15 protein-coding genes and 1 pseudogene are annotated in these 15,500 nt (G+C 67.6%); 13 read left to right on the plus strand and 3 right to left on the minus strand.

Annotated elements, in window-relative coordinates; translation table 11 throughout:
• Positions 1-80: pseudogene (locus PHQ87_RS02290) on the minus strand (haloacid dehalogenase); the annotation flags it as partial.
• A 321-nt stretch (positions 81-401) separates the two neighbouring features.
• Here PHQ87_RS02290 and PHQ87_RS02295 point away from each other — a divergent pair.
• From PHQ87_RS02295 to PHQ87_RS02305, 3 genes are read left to right on the plus strand one after another with little or no spacing between them, the layout of a single operon-like run.
• Positions 402-1,457 carry an ABC transporter substrate-binding protein gene (locus PHQ87_RS02295; RefSeq protein WP_300230778.1) on the plus strand — a complete coding sequence of 352 codons (1,056 nt, stop codon included), beginning with the start codon at positions 402-404 and terminating at the stop codon, positions 1,455-1,457.
• Positions 1,457-2,359 carry a proline/glycine betaine ABC transporter permease gene (locus PHQ87_RS02300; protein WP_300230779.1) on the plus strand — a complete coding sequence of 301 codons (903 nt, stop codon included), beginning with the start codon at positions 1,457-1,459 and terminating at the stop codon, positions 2,357-2,359. Before PHQ87_RS02295 ends, PHQ87_RS02300 begins: the two co-directional genes overlap by 1 nt.
• Complete coding sequence (locus PHQ87_RS02305; RefSeq protein WP_300230780.1) at positions 2,352-3,461, plus strand: glycine betaine/L-proline ABC transporter ATP-binding protein; 1,110 nt, start codon at positions 2,352-2,354, stop codon at positions 3,459-3,461. Before PHQ87_RS02300 ends, PHQ87_RS02305 begins: the two co-directional genes overlap by 8 nt.
• Before the next feature lie 9 nt (positions 3,462-3,470).
• Here the strand turns inward: PHQ87_RS02305 and PHQ87_RS02310 are convergent, their stop codons facing one another.
• Positions 3,471-3,959, minus strand: coding sequence for a MarR family winged helix-turn-helix transcriptional regulator (locus tag PHQ87_RS02310; protein WP_300230781.1), 489 nt, complete (start codon positions 3,957-3,959; stop codon positions 3,471-3,473).
• 79 nt (positions 3,960-4,038) lie between these two features.
• On the opposite strand from PHQ87_RS02310, the gene PHQ87_RS02315 reads away from it, so the two are divergent.
• Both PHQ87_RS02315 and PHQ87_RS02320 read left to right on the plus strand, forming a co-directional pair.
• A complete protein-coding gene (locus PHQ87_RS02315; RefSeq protein ID WP_300230783.1) occupies positions 4,039-4,971 on the plus strand; it encodes a LysR family transcriptional regulator in 933 nt (310 codons plus the stop codon).
• Between the two features lie 61 nt (positions 4,972-5,032).
• On the plus strand, positions 5,033-5,785 hold the full coding sequence (locus PHQ87_RS02320) for a trypsin-like serine protease (protein ID WP_300230785.1): 753 nt from the start codon (positions 5,033-5,035) through the stop codon (positions 5,783-5,785).
• Positions 5,786-5,803: 18 nt separating this feature from the next.
• Here PHQ87_RS02320 and PHQ87_RS02325 read toward each other — a convergent pair whose 3' ends face one another.
• The gene (locus tag PHQ87_RS02325) at positions 5,804-6,448 is read right to left on the minus strand and encodes a LysE family transporter (protein WP_320387591.1); all 645 of its coding nucleotides are present in this window, start codon (positions 6,446-6,448) and stop codon (positions 5,804-5,806) included.
• Between the two features lie 130 nt (positions 6,449-6,578).
• Between PHQ87_RS02325 and PHQ87_RS02330 the strand changes: the two genes are divergently transcribed.
• The 8 genes from PHQ87_RS02330 (at position 6,579) to PHQ87_RS02365 (ending at position 15,491) form a co-directional block, all read left to right on the plus strand.
• A complete protein-coding gene (locus PHQ87_RS02330; RefSeq protein ID WP_300230787.1) occupies positions 6,579-7,493 on the plus strand; it encodes an HTH-type transcriptional regulator ArgP in 915 nt (304 codons plus the stop codon).
• A gap of 59 nt (positions 7,494-7,552) precedes the next feature.
• Positions 7,553-9,226 carry an arginine--tRNA ligase gene (gene argS / locus PHQ87_RS02335; protein WP_300230788.1) on the plus strand — a complete coding sequence of 558 codons (1,674 nt, stop codon included), beginning with the start codon at positions 7,553-7,555 and terminating at the stop codon, positions 9,224-9,226.
• Positions 9,227-9,238: 12 nt separating this feature from the next.
• Entirely contained in the window at positions 9,239-9,868 is a 630-nt protein-coding gene (locus PHQ87_RS02340; protein ID WP_300230790.1) for an SPOR domain-containing protein, read from the plus strand.
• A gap of 101 nt (positions 9,869-9,969) precedes the next feature.
• Entirely contained in the window at positions 9,970-10,626 is a 657-nt protein-coding gene (locus PHQ87_RS02345) for a thiol:disulfide interchange protein DsbA/DsbL (RefSeq protein WP_300230792.1), read from the plus strand.
• 187 nt (positions 10,627-10,813) lie between these two features.
• Positions 10,814-11,476, plus strand: a complete 663-nt coding sequence (lptA, locus tag PHQ87_RS02350; RefSeq protein ID WP_300230794.1) for a lipopolysaccharide transport periplasmic protein LptA — start codon at positions 10,814-10,816, stop codon at positions 11,474-11,476.
• Between the two features lie 35 nt (positions 11,477-11,511).
• Positions 11,512-12,261: an LPS export ABC transporter ATP-binding protein gene (lptB, locus tag PHQ87_RS02355; RefSeq protein ID WP_300230796.1), complete on the plus strand. Its 750-nt coding sequence runs from the start codon at positions 11,512-11,514 to the stop codon at positions 12,259-12,261.
• Positions 12,262-12,436: 175 nt separating this feature from the next.
• Positions 12,437-13,990 carry an RNA polymerase factor sigma-54 gene (locus PHQ87_RS02360; protein ID WP_300230798.1) on the plus strand — a complete coding sequence of 518 codons (1,554 nt, stop codon included), beginning with the start codon at positions 12,437-12,439 and terminating at the stop codon, positions 13,988-13,990.
• A gap of 232 nt (positions 13,991-14,222) precedes the next feature.
• Positions 14,223-15,491 (plus strand): nitrate/nitrite transporter, encoded by a 1,269-nt coding sequence (locus PHQ87_RS02365; protein ID WP_300230800.1) that lies wholly within the window; start codon positions 14,223-14,225, stop codon positions 15,489-15,491.
• Positions 15,492-15,500 lie beyond the last annotated feature (9 nt).

A 15,500-nucleotide genomic window follows, 5' to 3' on the forward strand; every position in this document is an offset into this window, starting at 1 on the left:
TGCTCGGCCAGCAGCGACACGCTGTAGACGTCGAACAGCGTGCCATAGGCATCGAACAGGACCGCGCGTGGTTTTTCCATGCCGTCACTTTATTCGATCCTTTGACATTCATTTAAACAGGAAAAACCAAAATATCAATGACTTTTTTATACGTAATAGGCGTCAATTCGATGGCCCATGCGGTCGATCGCGATGGGGTTCGCTGACAGATGGGCTTGCCTAATTGGCTTTGTGCAAATATAATTTGGCCACACATATCTCTAATGGATGCCGGCCCCGGATTTGGGTGGCCGTGTGCCGCCTGCGGTGGCCAGCATCCGGTGGTCTGCGACCGCCTCTTCGTGCCCGCGGCTGGCTCGCGGGGTCACCCTGACATATATCCCCATCAGCAGGAGGAATCCATGTATTCATCACCGCTTCGCCTTTCTGTGGGCGCCTGTTTCGGTCTTGCCGCCCTGGCGCTGGCCGGCTGTGGCCAGAGCAACCAGGAGGCGGCCGTGTCGGCCGCCGTCGAGGCACCGGCGCAGGCCGCCTGCGGCAAGGTCACCGTGGCCAACATGAACTGGCAGTCGGCCGAGGTGCTGGCCAGTATCGACAAGATGATCATGACCCATGGCTATGGCTGCGAGGTCGAGATCGTGCCCGGCGATACCATGCCGACCCTGACCTCCATGATGGAAAAGGGCCAGCCCGACGTGGCTCCCGAAGCCTGGATCAACGCCGTGCGCGAGCCGCTCGAAGCGGCCGTGCAGGCCGGCAAGCTGCACTATGCGGCGCGTTCGCTCAGCGACGGTGGCGTGGAGGGCTGGTGGATTCCCAAGTACGTGGCCGACGCCCACCCGGAGATCAAGACCATCGACGATGCGCTGGCACGTCCCGACCTGTTCCCCGCGCCGGAGCAGCCGGGCAAGGGCGCGGTGCACAACTGCCCCTCGGGCTGGAACTGCCAGATCACGACCGACAATGCTTTCAAGGCCTGGGGCGCCGCGGGCAAGAACTTCGTGCTGCTGGACACCGGGTCGGCCGCTGGCCTGGACGGCTCCATCGCCAAGGCCTACGAACGCCAGGAAGGCTGGCTGGGCTACTACTGGGCGCCGACCTCGATCCTGGGCAAGTACGAGATGGTGCGCCTGGAAGCGGGCGTGCCGCTGGACCGCGTGGCCTTTGACGGCTGCAACGCCAAGGCCGACTGCAGCCAGCCGACCAAGACCGACTGGCCACGTGCCGAGGTTTTCACCGTGGTCACCGACCGCTTCAAAAACGAGGGTGGTGCGGCCTATGAGTACCTCGCCCGCCGAAGCTGGAACAACGACACGGTCAACAAGCTGCTGGCCTGGATGAGCGACAACCAGGCCACGGGTGACGACGGTGCCCGCCAGTTCCTGCGCACCAGCGAGGCGGTGTGGATGCCCTGGGTCACACCCGAGGCGGCGGACAAGATCAAGGCGGCGCTTTGATGGCAGGGGCCGGTATGGACTGGCTCAGGCAGTTCCCCGCCATGGGTGCCGATGCCCTGAGCGCGTTGCGGCGCACCATTGACGAAGCTTTCCGCGGCTTCACGCGCGAACACGGCGCGGCGCTGGAGCAGGTGTTTCTGCCGCTGCGCGAGTTCCTGCTGTTTTCCGAGCGCCTGCTGACGCATTCGCCCTGGCCCGTCGTGCTGGGCGTGATCGCGCTCGTGGTCTGGCTGGCCACGCGCAGCGGCAAGGTGGTGCTGGGCGCCGTGGTGACACTGCTGCTGATCGGCTACTTCGGCATGTGGGACGACACCATGAAGACCATCTCGATGATCTTCGTGTGCACGGTGGTGGCACTCGTGCTGGGGTTGCCGCTGGGCATCCTCATGAGCCGCTCCGACCGCCTGCAGCGCCTCGTCAACCCGGTGCTCGACGTCATGCAGACGATGCCCAGTTTCGTGTACCTGATTCCGGTGGTGATGCTGCTGGGCATCGGACGCGTGCCGGGGCTGATCGCGGTGGTGATCTATGCGATCCCGCCGGTGATCCGCTTCACCAACCTGGGCATCCGCCTGGTCGACAAGGACCTGCTGGAGGCGGCCGACGCCTTCGGCAGCTCGGCCTGGCAGAAGATGCGTCAGGTGCAGCTGCCGCTGGCGCTGCCGACCATCATGGCCGGCGTGAACCAGACCATCATGCTGTCGCTGGCCATGGTCGTGATCGCCGCCATGATCGGGGTGCAGGGCCTGGGCCAGCCGGTGCTGCGCGCGATCTCGAACCAGTACTTCACCATGGGCGTGTTCAACGGTCTGGCCATCGTGGGCATCGCCATCATCTTCGACCGCGCATCGCAGGCCTACGGCAAGCGACTGCAAAAACACCTGGAGGTCAGGCATGGTTGACGCAGGCCATCAGCCCGTGGCGCCAGCCGGCACGCCGGCGACCACGGGCATCCGTATCCGCAATCTCTACAAGATCTTCGGTCCCGCGCCAGAAAAGTTCCTGCCGCTGGTGCAGCAGGGCATGAGCAAGCAGGAACTGCGCGACCAGCACAACCACGTGCTGGGCCTGCGCGACATCAATATCGACATGCCCGGTGGCGCCATACAGGTGGTGATGGGGCTGTCGGGTTCGGGCAAGAGCACGCTGATCCGCCACGTCAACCGCCTGATCGACCCGACGGCGGGCGAGGTGCTGGTGCAGGTGGGCGGGCAGGAGGTGGACGTCGTCAAGATGTCGCCCTCCGCGCTGCGGCGCTTCCGGCGCGAGCAGACCGCGATGGTGTTCCAGAAGTTCGCACTGTTCCCGCACCTGACCGTGCTGGAGAACACGGAGTACGGGCTGGATGTGCAGGGTGTGCCGCGCAAGCAGCGGCGCGAGCGCGCACTGCGCTGGATCGAACGTGTGGGCCTCAAAGGCTACGAAGACAGCTACCCGAACCAGCTCTCGGGCGGCATGCAGCAGCGCGTGGGCCTGGCGCGGGCGCTGACCAACGATGCGCCGATCCTGCTGATGGACGAGGCCTTCTCGGCGCTGGACCCGCTGATCCGCGCCGACATGCAAGGGGTGTTGCTGGACATCCAGCAGGAGATCGGCAAGACCATCGTGTTCATCACGCACGACCTCGAAGAGGCGCTGCGCCTGGGTGACCGGATTGCCATCCTGCGCGATGGCGAGGTGGTGCAGCAGGGCACGGGCCAGCAGATCGTGCTGCAGCCGGCCGATGATTACATCACCAATTTCGTCAAGGACGTCAACCGTGGCCGCGTCATCCGCTGCCGCACGCTGATGCAGCCTGGGGCGCCGGTGCCTGGCCCGACGGTGGACGCCAGCCTGGTGATCGAGGAGGCCGCGCGCCAGCTCAGCGCCGACAACTGCGAGATGGCCAACGTCGTCAACAGCCGTGGCCGCCACCTGGGCGTGGTGAGCCTATCGGACATCATCGGCGCGATGGTACCGCCGGCGCAGCCGGAAGCGGCCAGCACCTGGCCCAAGGCCGCCTGAGGCCAGGGCTCAGAGTTCGGCCAGCGGCGTGCGCGCTCCGGCGCTGGCCGGGTCCAGCACCTGCAGCAGCGTGCCCAGATGCTGGTGCAACTGGCGCAAGGTGTCGGGCGGCAGCTGTTGCAGGGCCGCAGGCAGCACGCCTTCGTGCGGGCCGGGTGCGTTGCGCAGCAGCGCCGCGCCGGCTTCGGTCAGCCGCAGCAGCACATTGCGGCGGTCCTCCGGCGAGCGGTCCGAGACGACCAGCGACTTGCGCAGCAACTGGCGCACCAGGTTGCTGGCGGTGGAGGGATGGATGTCCATGCGCTGCGCGAGGTCCGAGATGCCCAGACCCGGGTCGCGACCGATCTCGCCCAACGCCCACAACTGGGCACCGCCGATGCCGACCTGTCGCTCCACCTCGCTGAAGTGCTGGCGTACCTCGCCGAAAACAAGGCGGAACTGTCGCAGCACCTGGGTGGCGAGCTGATGGTGGGTGGAGGGAAGGGGTGTCTCGGTCATGGGGTCGCCTGCAATTGCATCATCATGCCTCAAGCCCGGTCTGCCGAGGGCGGCGGCCGCACGTGTACCATCGACCGCTGTGGACAAGCTCAAACAACTGGAGACCTTCGTTGCGGTCGCTGCCCGTGGCAGCCTGACGGCAGCGGCCAAGGCCGAAGGGGTGGCGCCGGCCATCATCGGGCGCCGGCTCGATGGCCTGGAATCACGGCTGGGCGTCAAGCTCATGGTGCGTACCACGCGCCGCATCACCCTCACCCACGAAGGCTCGGCGTTTCTGGAGGACTGTCAGCGTCTGCTGGCCGACCTGGCCAGCGCCGAGGCCAGCGTCAGCGCCGGCGGCGTCAAGGCCAGCGGGCACCTGCGCATCACCGCGCCGGCCGGTTTCGGCCGCCGCCATGTGGCGCCTCTGGTGCCGCGCTTTCGCGAGCTGCACCCCGAGGTGAGCATTTCCCTCAACCTCAGCGACCGCGTGGTCGATGTGGCCGGCGAGGGTTTCGACTGCGCGGTGCGCGTGGGCGATCTGCCGGATTCGTCGCTGGTGAGCGTGCGACTGGCCGATAACCGGCGCCTGTGCGTGGCCACGCCGCGTTATCTGCAGCAGCACGGCCGGCCGCAGACGCCGGCCGACCTGGTGCGCTTCGATTGCCTGACGCTCTCGTCCGATGCGTCGCAAACGCGCGGCTGGGCCTTCTCCGTGCCGCGGGACGCCGGCGGCGCAGGGGAGCGCGAGCTGATCTACCTGCGTCCGCGTGGACCGCTGGACTGCTCGGATGGACAGGTGCTGCACGAGTGGTGCCTGGCCGGCTGGGGCATCGCGTGGCGCAGTACCTGGGAGGTCGAGGCCGACATCGCCGCCGGCCGGCTGGTGACTGTTCTGGATGCGTTTGCCGCGCCCCCGAACGGCATTTTTGCCGTGTTTCCGCAGCGCAAGCACCTGGCCTTGCGTGTGCGGCTGTGGATCGATTTCCTCAAACACCATTATGCGCAGCCGGATTTCTGGTCCGGCACCTAAGATCGACGCAGGGAAGAGAACGACGATGGCACAAAGGACATGGAGATTCACAGGCGCGTTGTTGGCACTGCTGCTGGGCGCCTGCGGTGGCGGCGATGAGGAACCCGAGGTGGCCATCACCGACCCGGTGCAGCGTTGCGCGGGCATTGGCGTGCAGCCTTACGTGGCCAATGGCACGTCCTGCGTGCCGTCGGCCGCCACGCCCGTGGTCTTGCTGCTGGTGCGCGATCGCGACGGCGACGTCGGCGCATGCTCGGGTGTCAAGGTGGCGCCGGGCCGGGTGCTCACGGCGGCCCATTGCGTCGATGCGCAAACGCGGGCGGTGGCCGGGATCGTCTGGAACGAACAGGGCCAGGCGACCCAGATACGGGCGTCGGGCTGGGTGGCGCACCCCTCGTTCAGCGAGGGCGACGACTACTATGTCGACGATGTCGCCGTCGTGTCCTTCCCCGATGAACTGCCCGGCCCCTCGGCGCCGGTGCTGGGCCAGCGATCGCCACGAGCCGGGCAGGCCATCCTGATCGCCGGCTGGGGCGCGCCGGACTACACGCTGGCGGTGGGCTCTGCCCAACTGGACAAGGTGGCGCCGGACTACCTGCGCATTGCCTACGACGGCTCGCTGAGCAATGCCTGTCCGGGCGACTCCGGTGGACCGGCGCTGCGCAGCGTGGGCGGCCGGCAGGCGGTGGTGGGTCTGGTGTCGACCGGCACCCAGGACTGCAAGGCCGGTGGCCAGACCTTCTTCGTCAACCTGAGCAAACCGGCTGTGCTGTCGTTCATCCGTCGCGAGGTGCCGCAGGCCGAGGTCCTCTGAGCCGGGCCCGGGAGCGCCTCAGAACAGCCCGGCCACCAGCGTCGTGGCCGTGCCCCACATCATCAGGGCCACGACGCCGTCGAGCAGGCGCCACAGGCGCAGCGAATTGAGGCGGCGACCCAGCCAGAAGGCGACCGAGCCCAACAGCAGGAACCAGACCACCGAGCCCGTGGCGGCCCCCAGGCCGAAGGTGGTGTGGCCCTGGCCGTAGGCCAGCGAGGCGGTGCCGATCAGCACCGCGGTGTCCAGCCAGGCGTGCGGATTCAGGAAGGAAAACGCCAGGGCCGAGGCGATGGCCTGGCGCGCCGTCGTCGTGCTGTCCCGTGCCGTCGTGCCGTCGGCGGGCATCGCGGTGGGCACGGGGGCGGTGTCGGGGCGCAGGAAGCGCTGGAAGGCCTGCCAGCCATAGACCGTCAGGAACAGCACGCCGGCGCCGACCAGTGCGCCCAGCAACTTGTCGGACAGGCCGCCCAGCTTCGCCAGGCCCAGCACACCGAGCGAGATCAGCACGATGTCGGCCGCCGCGCAGCTCAGCACCGTGAGCCACAGATGCTGGCGGCGCAGGCCCATGCGCAGCACGTGCGCGTTCTGGGGGCCGATGGCCATGATGAGCGACAGGCTCAGCGTCATGCCGGCGATGAAGGCGGTAGGGGCGAATGCCACGGTGAGCGTCCTGGGTGTGTGGGTTTCTGTTTCGTGCCAGGTGGGCGGTGAAACGTCGGGAGAGTGTGCCTGCGGTGGTGATATATTTAAATCGTATTTAATAAAAATTAATTTGATTAAATAAACTCAAATGCTTGAGACCCGGCAACTCGAAGCCCTGGCGGCGGTGGTGGAGCATGGTGGTTTCGGGCCGGCGGCGCAGGCCCTGTCGCTGTCGCTGGCCGCCGTGTCCCTGCGCATCAAGGCGCTGGAAGAGCGGCTGGGGCAGCGCTTGCTGGTGCGCGGCAAGACGGTGCGTGCCACGGCTGCCGGCCAGGCGCTGCTGGCGCATGCCAAGCGGGTGCGGTTGATGGAGGCCGATCTGCTGACCGAGTTGCAGGGCGGCGGGACGGCACGCGGCACCCGCTGGCAAAGCCTGAGTGCGGCCGTCAACGCCGACTCGCTGGCCTGCTGGTTCCTGCCCGGGGTGGCGCCGCTGTTGCAGCGGCACCGGCTGCTGCTGGAGGTGGTGGTCGACGACCAGGACCACACGCATGGCGCGCTCAAGAGCGGCGATGTGATCGGCTGCGTGACGACACTGGCCGAGCCCATGCGTGGCTGCGTGGCCGAGCCGCTGGGGGTGATGCGTTACCACTGCGTGGCCGCGCCGGCCGTGGCACAGCGCTGCCGCACCGCTGGCGGCGCGGTGTCGCCGCATCGCCTGCTGGCCCAGCCGGCGGTGATCTTCAACCGCAAGGATGCGCTGCAGGATGCCTTCCTGCAGCAGCACTTCGGCCTGGCCCAGCCGAACTACCCGCGCCATTTCGTGCCCGCGATCGATGCGTTCGAGGCCGCCATCGCGCTGGGCATGGGCTGGGGCATGGTGCCCGAGCAGCATCTGGCGGGGCGCACGGGTCTGGTCGAGATCCTGCCCGGCGCCACGGTGGATGTGGCCCTGTACTGGCAGCACTGGGCACGCGAACCGCTGTCGGCGCAGCGCCTGACGGCGGCGGTGAAGGCGGCGGCCGGGAAATACCTGAGCCGCCACGCTCCACCGCTGGCCTGAACACCCACGCTCCGCCACTGGCGCGGGTCGCCGCTTCGGCGAGAACCTAAAATCGCCGGATGCTCAAGATCAAACAGGAATTGCTGGCCGGCCTGGCCGCCACGCTGGACCAGTTGCTGCCTGGCGCTGGGGACAAGGCCGCCTTCGAGTCGCCCAAGGTGGCGGCCCATGGCGACTTTGCCGTCACTGCCGCCATGCAACTGGCCAAACCGCTCAAGGCCAACCCGCGCCAGGTCGGTGAACAGATCCGCGCGGCGCTGCTGGCGCAGCCCGTGTACCAGCAGTGGGTGTCCGACATCGAGATCGCCGGCCCCGGCTTCATCAATATCCGCCTCAAGCCCGAGGCCAAGCAGCAGATCGTGCGCGAGGTGCTGGCCGGGGGCGAAGGCTTCGGCCAACAGCCGGCCAACGGCCAGCGCCTGATGGTCGAGTTCGTCTCCGCCAACCCGACCGGCCCGCTGCACGTGGGCCACGGCCGCCAGGCGGCGCTGGGCGATGCCATCTGCAACCTTTTCGCCAGCCAGGGCTGGGACGTGTACCGCGAGTTCTATTACAACGACGCGGGCGTGCAGATCGGCACGCTGGCCACCTCCACCCAGCTGCGCGCCAAGGGCTTCAAGCCCGGTGACGCCGAGTGGCCCGAGGCGGCCTACAACGGCGACTACATCCAGGACATCGCCAACGACTTCCTGGCCAAGAAGACCGTGCACTCCGATGACCGCGAGTTCACTGCCAGCGGCGACGTGGACGACCTGGACAACATCCGCCAGTTCGCCGTGGCCTACCTGCGCCGCGAGCAGGATCTGGACCTCAAGGCCTTCGACGTGCGCTTCGACAACTACTACCTGGAGTCGAGCCTGTACACCAACGGTCACGTCGAAGCGACCGTGCAGCGCCTGATCGCCAACGGCAAGACCTACGAGCAGGACGGCGCGTTGTGGCTCAGGTCCACCGACTACGGTGACGACAAGGACCGCGTGATGCGCAAGAGCGACGGCACCTACACCTACTTCGTGCCCGACGTCGCCTACCACATCCAGAAGTTCCAGCGCGGCTTCACCAAGGTCATCAACATCCAGGGGACCGACCACCACGGCACCATCGCGCGCGTGCGCGCCGGCCTGCAGGCCGCCGACGTGGGCATTCCCGCCGGCTACCCCGACTACGTGCTGCACACCATGGTGCGCGTGGTGCGCAACGGCGAAGAGGTCAAGATCAGCAAGCGCGCCGGCTCCTATGTGACGCTGCGCGACCTGATCGAGTGGACCAGCAAGGACGCCGTGCGCTTCTTCCTGTTGTCGCGCAAGCCCGACACCGAATACACCTTCGACGTCGATCTGGCGGTGCAGAAGAACAACGACAACCCGGTCTATTACATCCAGTATGCACACGCGCGCATCTGCTCGGTGCTGGCGGGCTGGGGTGGCGACGTCGCTTCCCTGAAGGACGCCGACCTGTCCGCGCTCGACACGCCGGCGGCCCAGTCGCTGATGCTGCAGCTGGCCAGGTACCCCGCCATGCTGAGCGCGGCGGCGGCCGACTTCGCGCCCCACGACGTGACCTTCTACCTGCGCGACCTGGCGGCGGCCTACCACAGCTACTACGATGCCGAACGCATCCTGGTGGACGACGAGAAGGTCCGGCTCGCGCGCCTGGCGCTGGTCGCGGCCACCGCGCAGGTGCTGCACAATGGCCTGGCAGTGCTGGGCGTCAGTGCCCCGCAGAAGATGTAACGGAAGTCCCATATGAAGACTCGAGCTGCCCGGTTGCACCGGGTTCTGGGTGGTACCTTGCTGGGCCTGGTCATCGGCGTGCTGCTCGGGTTGGGCATCGCGCTGGCGGTGGCCGTCTATGTGACCAAGGTGCCTGTGCCCTTCGTGGACCGGGGCCTGGCCAGCAAACCGGGACAGGACGCGGCCGAGGCCGAGCGCAACAAGGGCTGGAACCCGAATGCCCACCTGGGTGGTGGCACCGCTTCGCCGCCGGCCGCGTTGCCGCCGACGGCCGGCGGCGCGCCGGCCGTGGTGGCGCCCGAAGCGCCGCCGGCCGCCGGGCGCGATCCGATCGCCGAATTGCTCGAGTCGCGCATGGGGCAGGATCGGGACGAGACGCCGGCCGCGGCCACGCCGCCAGCCGATCCTTTCATCTACTTCGTCCAGGTCGGCGCCTTCCGCAACCCGCAGGAAGCCGAAAGCCAGCGTGCGCGCGTGGCCATGCTGGGCATGGCCGCCGAGATCACCGAGCGCGAGCAGGGCGGCCGGGCCGTGTTCCGTGTGCGGGTCGGCCCGTTCAGCCAGCGCGAGGTGGCGGATGCCACGCGCGAACAGCTCGAGGTCAACGGGGTGGAGGCTGCCCTGGTGCGGGTGCAACGGTGACCTCCCACGGTGCGGTATGGCCGCACCCGAGCCGGAACTTTTTGCACCGGCTCCGGCCCAACGGCCAGGCATTCCAACTTGATTGATCAGGAGTCGATTTCATGCAACGCCGTGCGTTTTCCCGTCATCTGCTGGCCGCCGGAGCGGCCGTCCTGGCACCCGTGGCCGGCCTCCACCCGTCGCTGGCCCAGGCCCAGGCGGCGGGCACGCCGCGCTTCAAGGAAGGCACCGACTACGTCAGGCTGGGCCGGCCGGCACCGGTGGATGCCCCGGCCGGCCAGGTCGAGGTGCTGGAGTTCTTTGCCTACACCTGCATCCATTGCTTCAACTTCGAACCCGTGTTCGAGAGCTGGAAGCGCAAGGCCCCCGCCCATGTGGTGGTGCGCCGCGTGCCGGTGGCCTTCAGCGAGGCCTTCATTCCGATGCAGCGCCTGTACTACACGCTGGAGGCCATGGGCCAGCTCGATGCCCTGCACGGCAAGGTGTTCGAGGCCATCCACGTTGGCAAGCAGCGGCTGGTGAACGAGGCAGCCATCACCGCCTGGGTGGAAAAACAGGGCGTTGACGTCAAGAAGTTTTCCGAGCTGTTCAATTCCTTCTCGGTCACTGGCAAGGCGCGCCGGGCTGCGCAGCTGCAGGATGCCTACCAGGTCGAGGGCACGCCCGCGCTGGGCGTGGGTGGCCGCTACACCGTTGCCGGGCAGGGGCCGCGCACGGTGCTGGTCGCCGATGCGCTGATCGCCGAGTTGAAGAAATAAGGGCACCCTCCGTGGCGCGCCCTCGGCGCGGCGAGGGGGGACGGCACCTGCGGCCGGGCCAGGCCCGTTCCGGGGTGTCCCCGGGCTGTGCACTGTCTCATTCGTTGTGTACTTTTGGATGGGGTCGGGGCATTTCACGGCTTGATGGCCGCTACAATGAAACGCAAGAATCGTGCCCTGGAATGTCATGACACCCACCCTCCGATCCCATTTCGCGTTCCGTGCCGCTGCCGTCTTGTCGCTGGCGGCCGGCCTGTTGCTGCCGGGCCTGGTGCAGGCCGAGCTGGCCGACCGTGAAAAACCCATGAACGTCGAGGCCGACGCGCTGCGCCACGATGACGTCCAGCAGATCAGCGTCTTTACCGGCAACGTGGTCATCACCAAGGGCACCATCGTCATGCGGGGTGGGCGTGCCGAAGTACGCCAGGACGCCGAGGGCAACCAACTGGGTGTGCTGACGGCCGAGCCCGGCAAGCTGGCTTTCTTCCGCCAGAAGCGCGAGGGGCTCGACGAGTGGATTGAGGGCGAGGGCGACAAGATCGAGTACGAAAGCAAGACCGAGACGGTGGTGATCACGGGCCAGGCGGTGATGCGACGCTACCGCGGTACCTTCCTCAACGACGAGAGCAGCGGCAGCCAGATCACCTACAGCGGCCAGACCGAGATCTACACGGTCAAGAGCGGCGCGGGCAGCAAAACGGCGTCCAATCCTTCCGGGCGCGTGCGCGCCATGCTGACACCCATCCAGAAGGATGCGCAGGGCAACCCGTTGCCGCCTCCGTCGTCACAACCCTCGGGTGAGCCGGCCCAACTGCAACCGAGTTCCCGGATCGAAGAGAAGCGCAAGTGACGGACGCGATGGGAGGAACGGGGTCGCAGCCGCCAATGGCCTCGCACAGCCGTCTGGAGGTGCGTGGCCTGCGCAAGTCCTATGGCAGCCGCCAGGTGGTCAAGGATGTGTCGCTGACGGTTGACAAGGGCGAGGTGGTGGGCCTGCTCGGCCCCAATGGGGCCGGCAAGACGACGTCGTTCTACATGATCGTCGGCCTGCTGCGTGCCGATGGCGGCGAGATCCTGCTGGACGGCCGCCGGATCGAGCGCCTGCCCATCCACCACCGTGCGCGCCTGGGTCTGGGCTATCTGCCGCAGGAGGCCTCCATTTTCCGCAAGCTGACGGTGCAGCAGAACGTGCGCGCCGTGCTGGAGTTGCAGAAGGGGCCCGACGGGCGCCGCCTGGCGGGCGCCGACATCGAGCGGCGCCTGGATGATCTGCTCAAGGAACTGCGGGTCGACCACCTGCGCGATTCGCCGGCACCGGCCCTCTCGGGTGGCGAGCGCCGGCGCGTGGAGATCGCGCGTGCGCTGGCCACGAACCCGCGCTTCATCCTGCTGGACGAGCCCTTCGCGGGCATCGATCCGATCGCCGTGATCGAAATCCAGCAGATCATCGGTTTTCTCAAGAACCGTGGCATCGGTGTGCTCATCACCGACCACAACGTGCGCGAAACCCTGGGCATCTGCGACCACGCCTACATCATCAGCGATGGCCAGGTGCTGGCCAGCGGCACCACGGCCGAGATTGTCAACAACGCCGAGGTGCGCCGGGTCTATCTGGGCGAGCACTTCCGGATGTGATGGTCTCCGCGCCCGCCATGTTGTGTACGTCGCTGCCCCCCGGGGGGGCTCGGCCTTGCTTGGGGCGGCCCGGCGCTGCGCGCACGTATGCCCCCACGCTCGTCACTTCGTGTACGTCGCTGCCCCCCGGGGGGGCTTGGCCTTGCTTGGGGCGGCCCGGCGCTGCGGCCATCCGATGAAACAGGGTCTGTCGCTGCGGGTATCGCAGCATCTGGCGCTGACACCCCAACTGCAGCAGTCGATCCGTCTGCTGCAGCTGTCCACGCTGGAAATGGCGCAGGAGGTCGAGCAGATGCTCGACGAGAACCCGTTCCTGGAGCGTGGCGACGAGCAGGCCGAGCGGGAGGCCTTCGGCCTGGATCAGCAGGACGCACCGGTGGCCACCGGTGAGCGGATTGCCGAGGTGGCTTCGTCGGCGGGCGAGGCCGAAGCCGCCGGGGGAGACGAGGTCGAGGCCAGCCTGGATGGCGGTGGGTCGATCGAGGAAAGTTGGGAGGGCGACGGCACGGTCGACGTCAGCCCGGACGACGCCGAATGGGGGGGCGATGCCCCGGCCCGGGGCGCCGGCGGGCAGGACGATGACGCCCCCACGGCGACCGAGCTGGCGAGCGCCACGGTCAGCCTGCAGGAACACCTGCACGAGCAGGCGCGTTGCCTGCGGCTCACGCCCGAAGAGCAGGCGGCGCTGTACTTCCTGATCGAATCCCTCAACGAGGATGGCTACCTGGACGAACCCCTGGACGGGCTGGCGCGGGACTTCTGGTGCCAGATGTACCCGGGTCAGGGCGAACCGGACCTGGAGGCGCAGGAGGAAGCCCAGGCACACCTGCGGATGGCCCTGGGCTGGCTGCACAGCATGGAGCCGATCGGGGTGGGCGCGCGCGACCTGCGCGAATGCCTGAAGCTGCAGATCCTGGAGCTGCGCAACAGCCCCGAGGCGCGCGCGGCCCTGGCGCTGTGCGAGCAGCCGCTGGAGCTGATGGCCAAGCGCGATGTGCGCCGGCTGATGGCGGCGTGCGGGCTCGATGCCGAAGCGGTGCGCGCCGGCCTGGCGCTGATCAACCGTCTGGAGCCCAAGCCCGGGCGACGCTTTGCGGACGCCGAGCGCAACGTGATCGTGCCGGACGTGATCGTCACCCGTGCCGGGCGTGGCTTCAAGGTGCAGCTCAACCCGGATGTGATGCCGCGCCTGCGCGTGCAGGACACCTATGCCAATGCCATGCGGCAGGGCCGGGGCGAGGGCCACGCCGCCATGCAGCAGCGCCTGCAGGAGGCGCGCTGGTTCATCAAGAACATCCAGCAGCGCTTCGACACCATCCTGCGTGTCTCCAGCGCCATCGTCGAGCGCCAGCGCAACTTCTTCATGCATGGCGAGCTGGCCATGCGTCCGCTGGTCCTGCGCGAGATCGCCGACGAGCTGGGTCTGCACGAATCGACGATCAGCCGCGTGACCACCGCCAAGTACATGGCCACACCCTTCGGTACCTACGAACTCAAGTACTTCTTCGGTTCCTCACTGGGGACCGAAACCGGTGGCAATGCGTCGAGCACGGCGGTGCGTGCCTTGCTCAAGCAGTTCATCGCGGCCGAGGAACCGTCCAAGCCGCTGTCGGACAACCAGTTGTCCGACCTGCTCAAGGAGCAGGGCATCGAATGTGCCCGCCGCACCGTGGCCAAGTACCGCGAGGCGCTGCGCATCGCGCCGGCCAATCTGCGCAAGGCGCTGTAACGGGTCGGCGCCCCCGGGTGCCGGTGCTGCGCGCACCCTCCATCGGGTTTGCTGGCTGGTACGGGCCGCGTCGGCCGCCGGGTGGGCATGCCCGGCCTGACATAGTTCTTTCGGATGATGGCCGGGCGGGCGCCATCGTCCTTTCGACGCCGCCCGCCCCGACCATCGGCGGATGGTCGGCGAGGTGCCGGTGGGCGACAGTCGGGGCTCACCCCATTGCCGCACCACGACCATGCCCGATAACGCCAGCCCGCCCGTTTCCCGCCAGGCCTGGAGCGTTCTGATCGTCAGCACGCTGGCCTTCACGGTCTGCTTCATGGTCTGGATGATGTTCGGCGTGATCGGCATTCCGCTGAAGCAGCAACTGGGTCTGAACGCGACCGAGTTCGGCCTGCTCACCGCGATGCCGGTGCTCACGGGATCGCTGGTGCGTGTGCCGCTGGGCATCTGGACCGACCGGTACGGTGGCCGCATCGTGATGGCGGTGCTGATGGCCGTCACCGTGCCGGCGATCTGGCTGATGGGCTATGCCACGCAGTTCTGGCACTTTCTGGTGATCGGCCTGTTCGTCGGCCTGGCCGGCGGCTCGTTCTCGGTCGGCACGCCCTACGTGGCGCGCTGGTTTCCCCGGCACCGCCAGGGTATGGCCATGGGCGTCTATGGCGCCGGCAACTCCGGATCGGCCGTCAACAAGTTCGTCGCGCCGGCGCTGCTGGTGGCCGGCGGCTGGACGCTGGTGCCGCAGGTGTATGCGCTCACCATGGCCGTCACGGTGGTGCTGTTCTGGCTGTTCAGCGCGCACGACGCGAAGCACCTGGTGCCGGGCAGCGTGCGCTTCACCGACCAGCTCAGGGCGCTGAAAGACCCGCGCGTGCTCAAGTACTGCCAGTACTACAGCATCGTGTTCGGCGGCTACGTGGCGCTGGCGCTGTGGATGGTGCAGTACTACGTGGGCGAGTACGGGCTGGACATCCGCGTGGCGGCCTTGCTGGCGGCCTGCTTTTCGTTGCCCGGCGGCGTGCTGCGCGCCATGGGTGGCGTGCTGTCGGACAGGTACGGCGCGCACAAGGTCACCTGGTGGGTGATGTGGGTGAGCTGGATCTGCCTGTTCCTGCTGAGCTATCCGCAGACGGACTTCACGATTGCCACGGTGGACGGTCCGCGCACCTTCCACCTCGGCCTGAACGTCTACGCCTTCACCGCGCTGATGGCCGTGCTCGGCGTGGCCTGGGCCTTTGGCAAGGCCAGCGTGTTCAAGTACATCAGCAACGACTATCCCCACAACATCGGCACCATCAGCGGCATCGTCGGCCTGGCCGGGGGGCTGGGGGGCTTTGTGTTGCCGATCCTGTTCGGCGTCCTGCTGGACGTCACCGGCATCCGCTCCAGCGCCTTCATGCTGCTGTATGGCGTGGTCTGGGTCTCGCTGATCTGGATGTACTGGACCGAGGTGCGTCGCACCGACGTGATGGGCAGCCGCCCCGCCGCCCAAACCGCCTGAACGAAAGCC

This window comes from Hydrogenophaga sp., assembly GCF_028698005.1.
Taxonomy (GTDB): Bacteria; Pseudomonadota; Gammaproteobacteria; order Burkholderiales; family Burkholderiaceae_C; genus Hydrogenophaga.

Coding starts and splice junctions, on each gene's coding strand:
- PHQ87_RS02295 (WP_300230778.1), top strand. CDS start 402: ATGTATTCATCACCGCTTCGCCTTTCTGTGGGCGCCTGTTTCGGTCTT.
- PHQ87_RS02300 (WP_300230779.1), top strand. CDS start 1,457: ATGGCAGGGGCCGGTATGGACTGGCTCAGGCAGTTCCCCGCCATGGGT.
- PHQ87_RS02305 (WP_300230780.1), top strand. CDS start 2,352: ATGGTTGACGCAGGCCATCAGCCCGTGGCGCCAGCCGGCACGCCGGCG.
- PHQ87_RS02310 (WP_300230781.1), bottom strand. CDS start 3,959: ATGACCGAGACACCCCTTCCCTCCACCCACCATCAGCTCGCCACCCAG.
- PHQ87_RS02330 (WP_300230787.1), top strand. CDS start 6,579: ATGCTTGAGACCCGGCAACTCGAAGCCCTGGCGGCGGTGGTGGAGCAT.
- argS (WP_300230788.1), top strand. CDS start 7,553: ATGCTCAAGATCAAACAGGAATTGCTGGCCGGCCTGGCCGCCACGCTG.
- PHQ87_RS02340 (WP_300230790.1), top strand. CDS start 9,239: ATGAAGACTCGAGCTGCCCGGTTGCACCGGGTTCTGGGTGGTACCTTG.
- PHQ87_RS02345 (WP_300230792.1), top strand. CDS start 9,970: ATGCAACGCCGTGCGTTTTCCCGTCATCTGCTGGCCGCCGGAGCGGCC.
- lptA (WP_300230794.1), top strand. CDS start 10,814: ATGACACCCACCCTCCGATCCCATTTCGCGTTCCGTGCCGCTGCCGTC.
- lptB (WP_300230796.1), top strand. CDS start 11,512: ATGGCCTCGCACAGCCGTCTGGAGGTGCGTGGCCTGCGCAAGTCCTAT.
- PHQ87_RS02360 (WP_300230798.1), top strand. CDS start 12,437: ATGAAACAGGGTCTGTCGCTGCGGGTATCGCAGCATCTGGCGCTGACA.
- PHQ87_RS02365 (WP_300230800.1), top strand. CDS start 14,223: ATGCCCGATAACGCCAGCCCGCCCGTTTCCCGCCAGGCCTGGAGCGTT.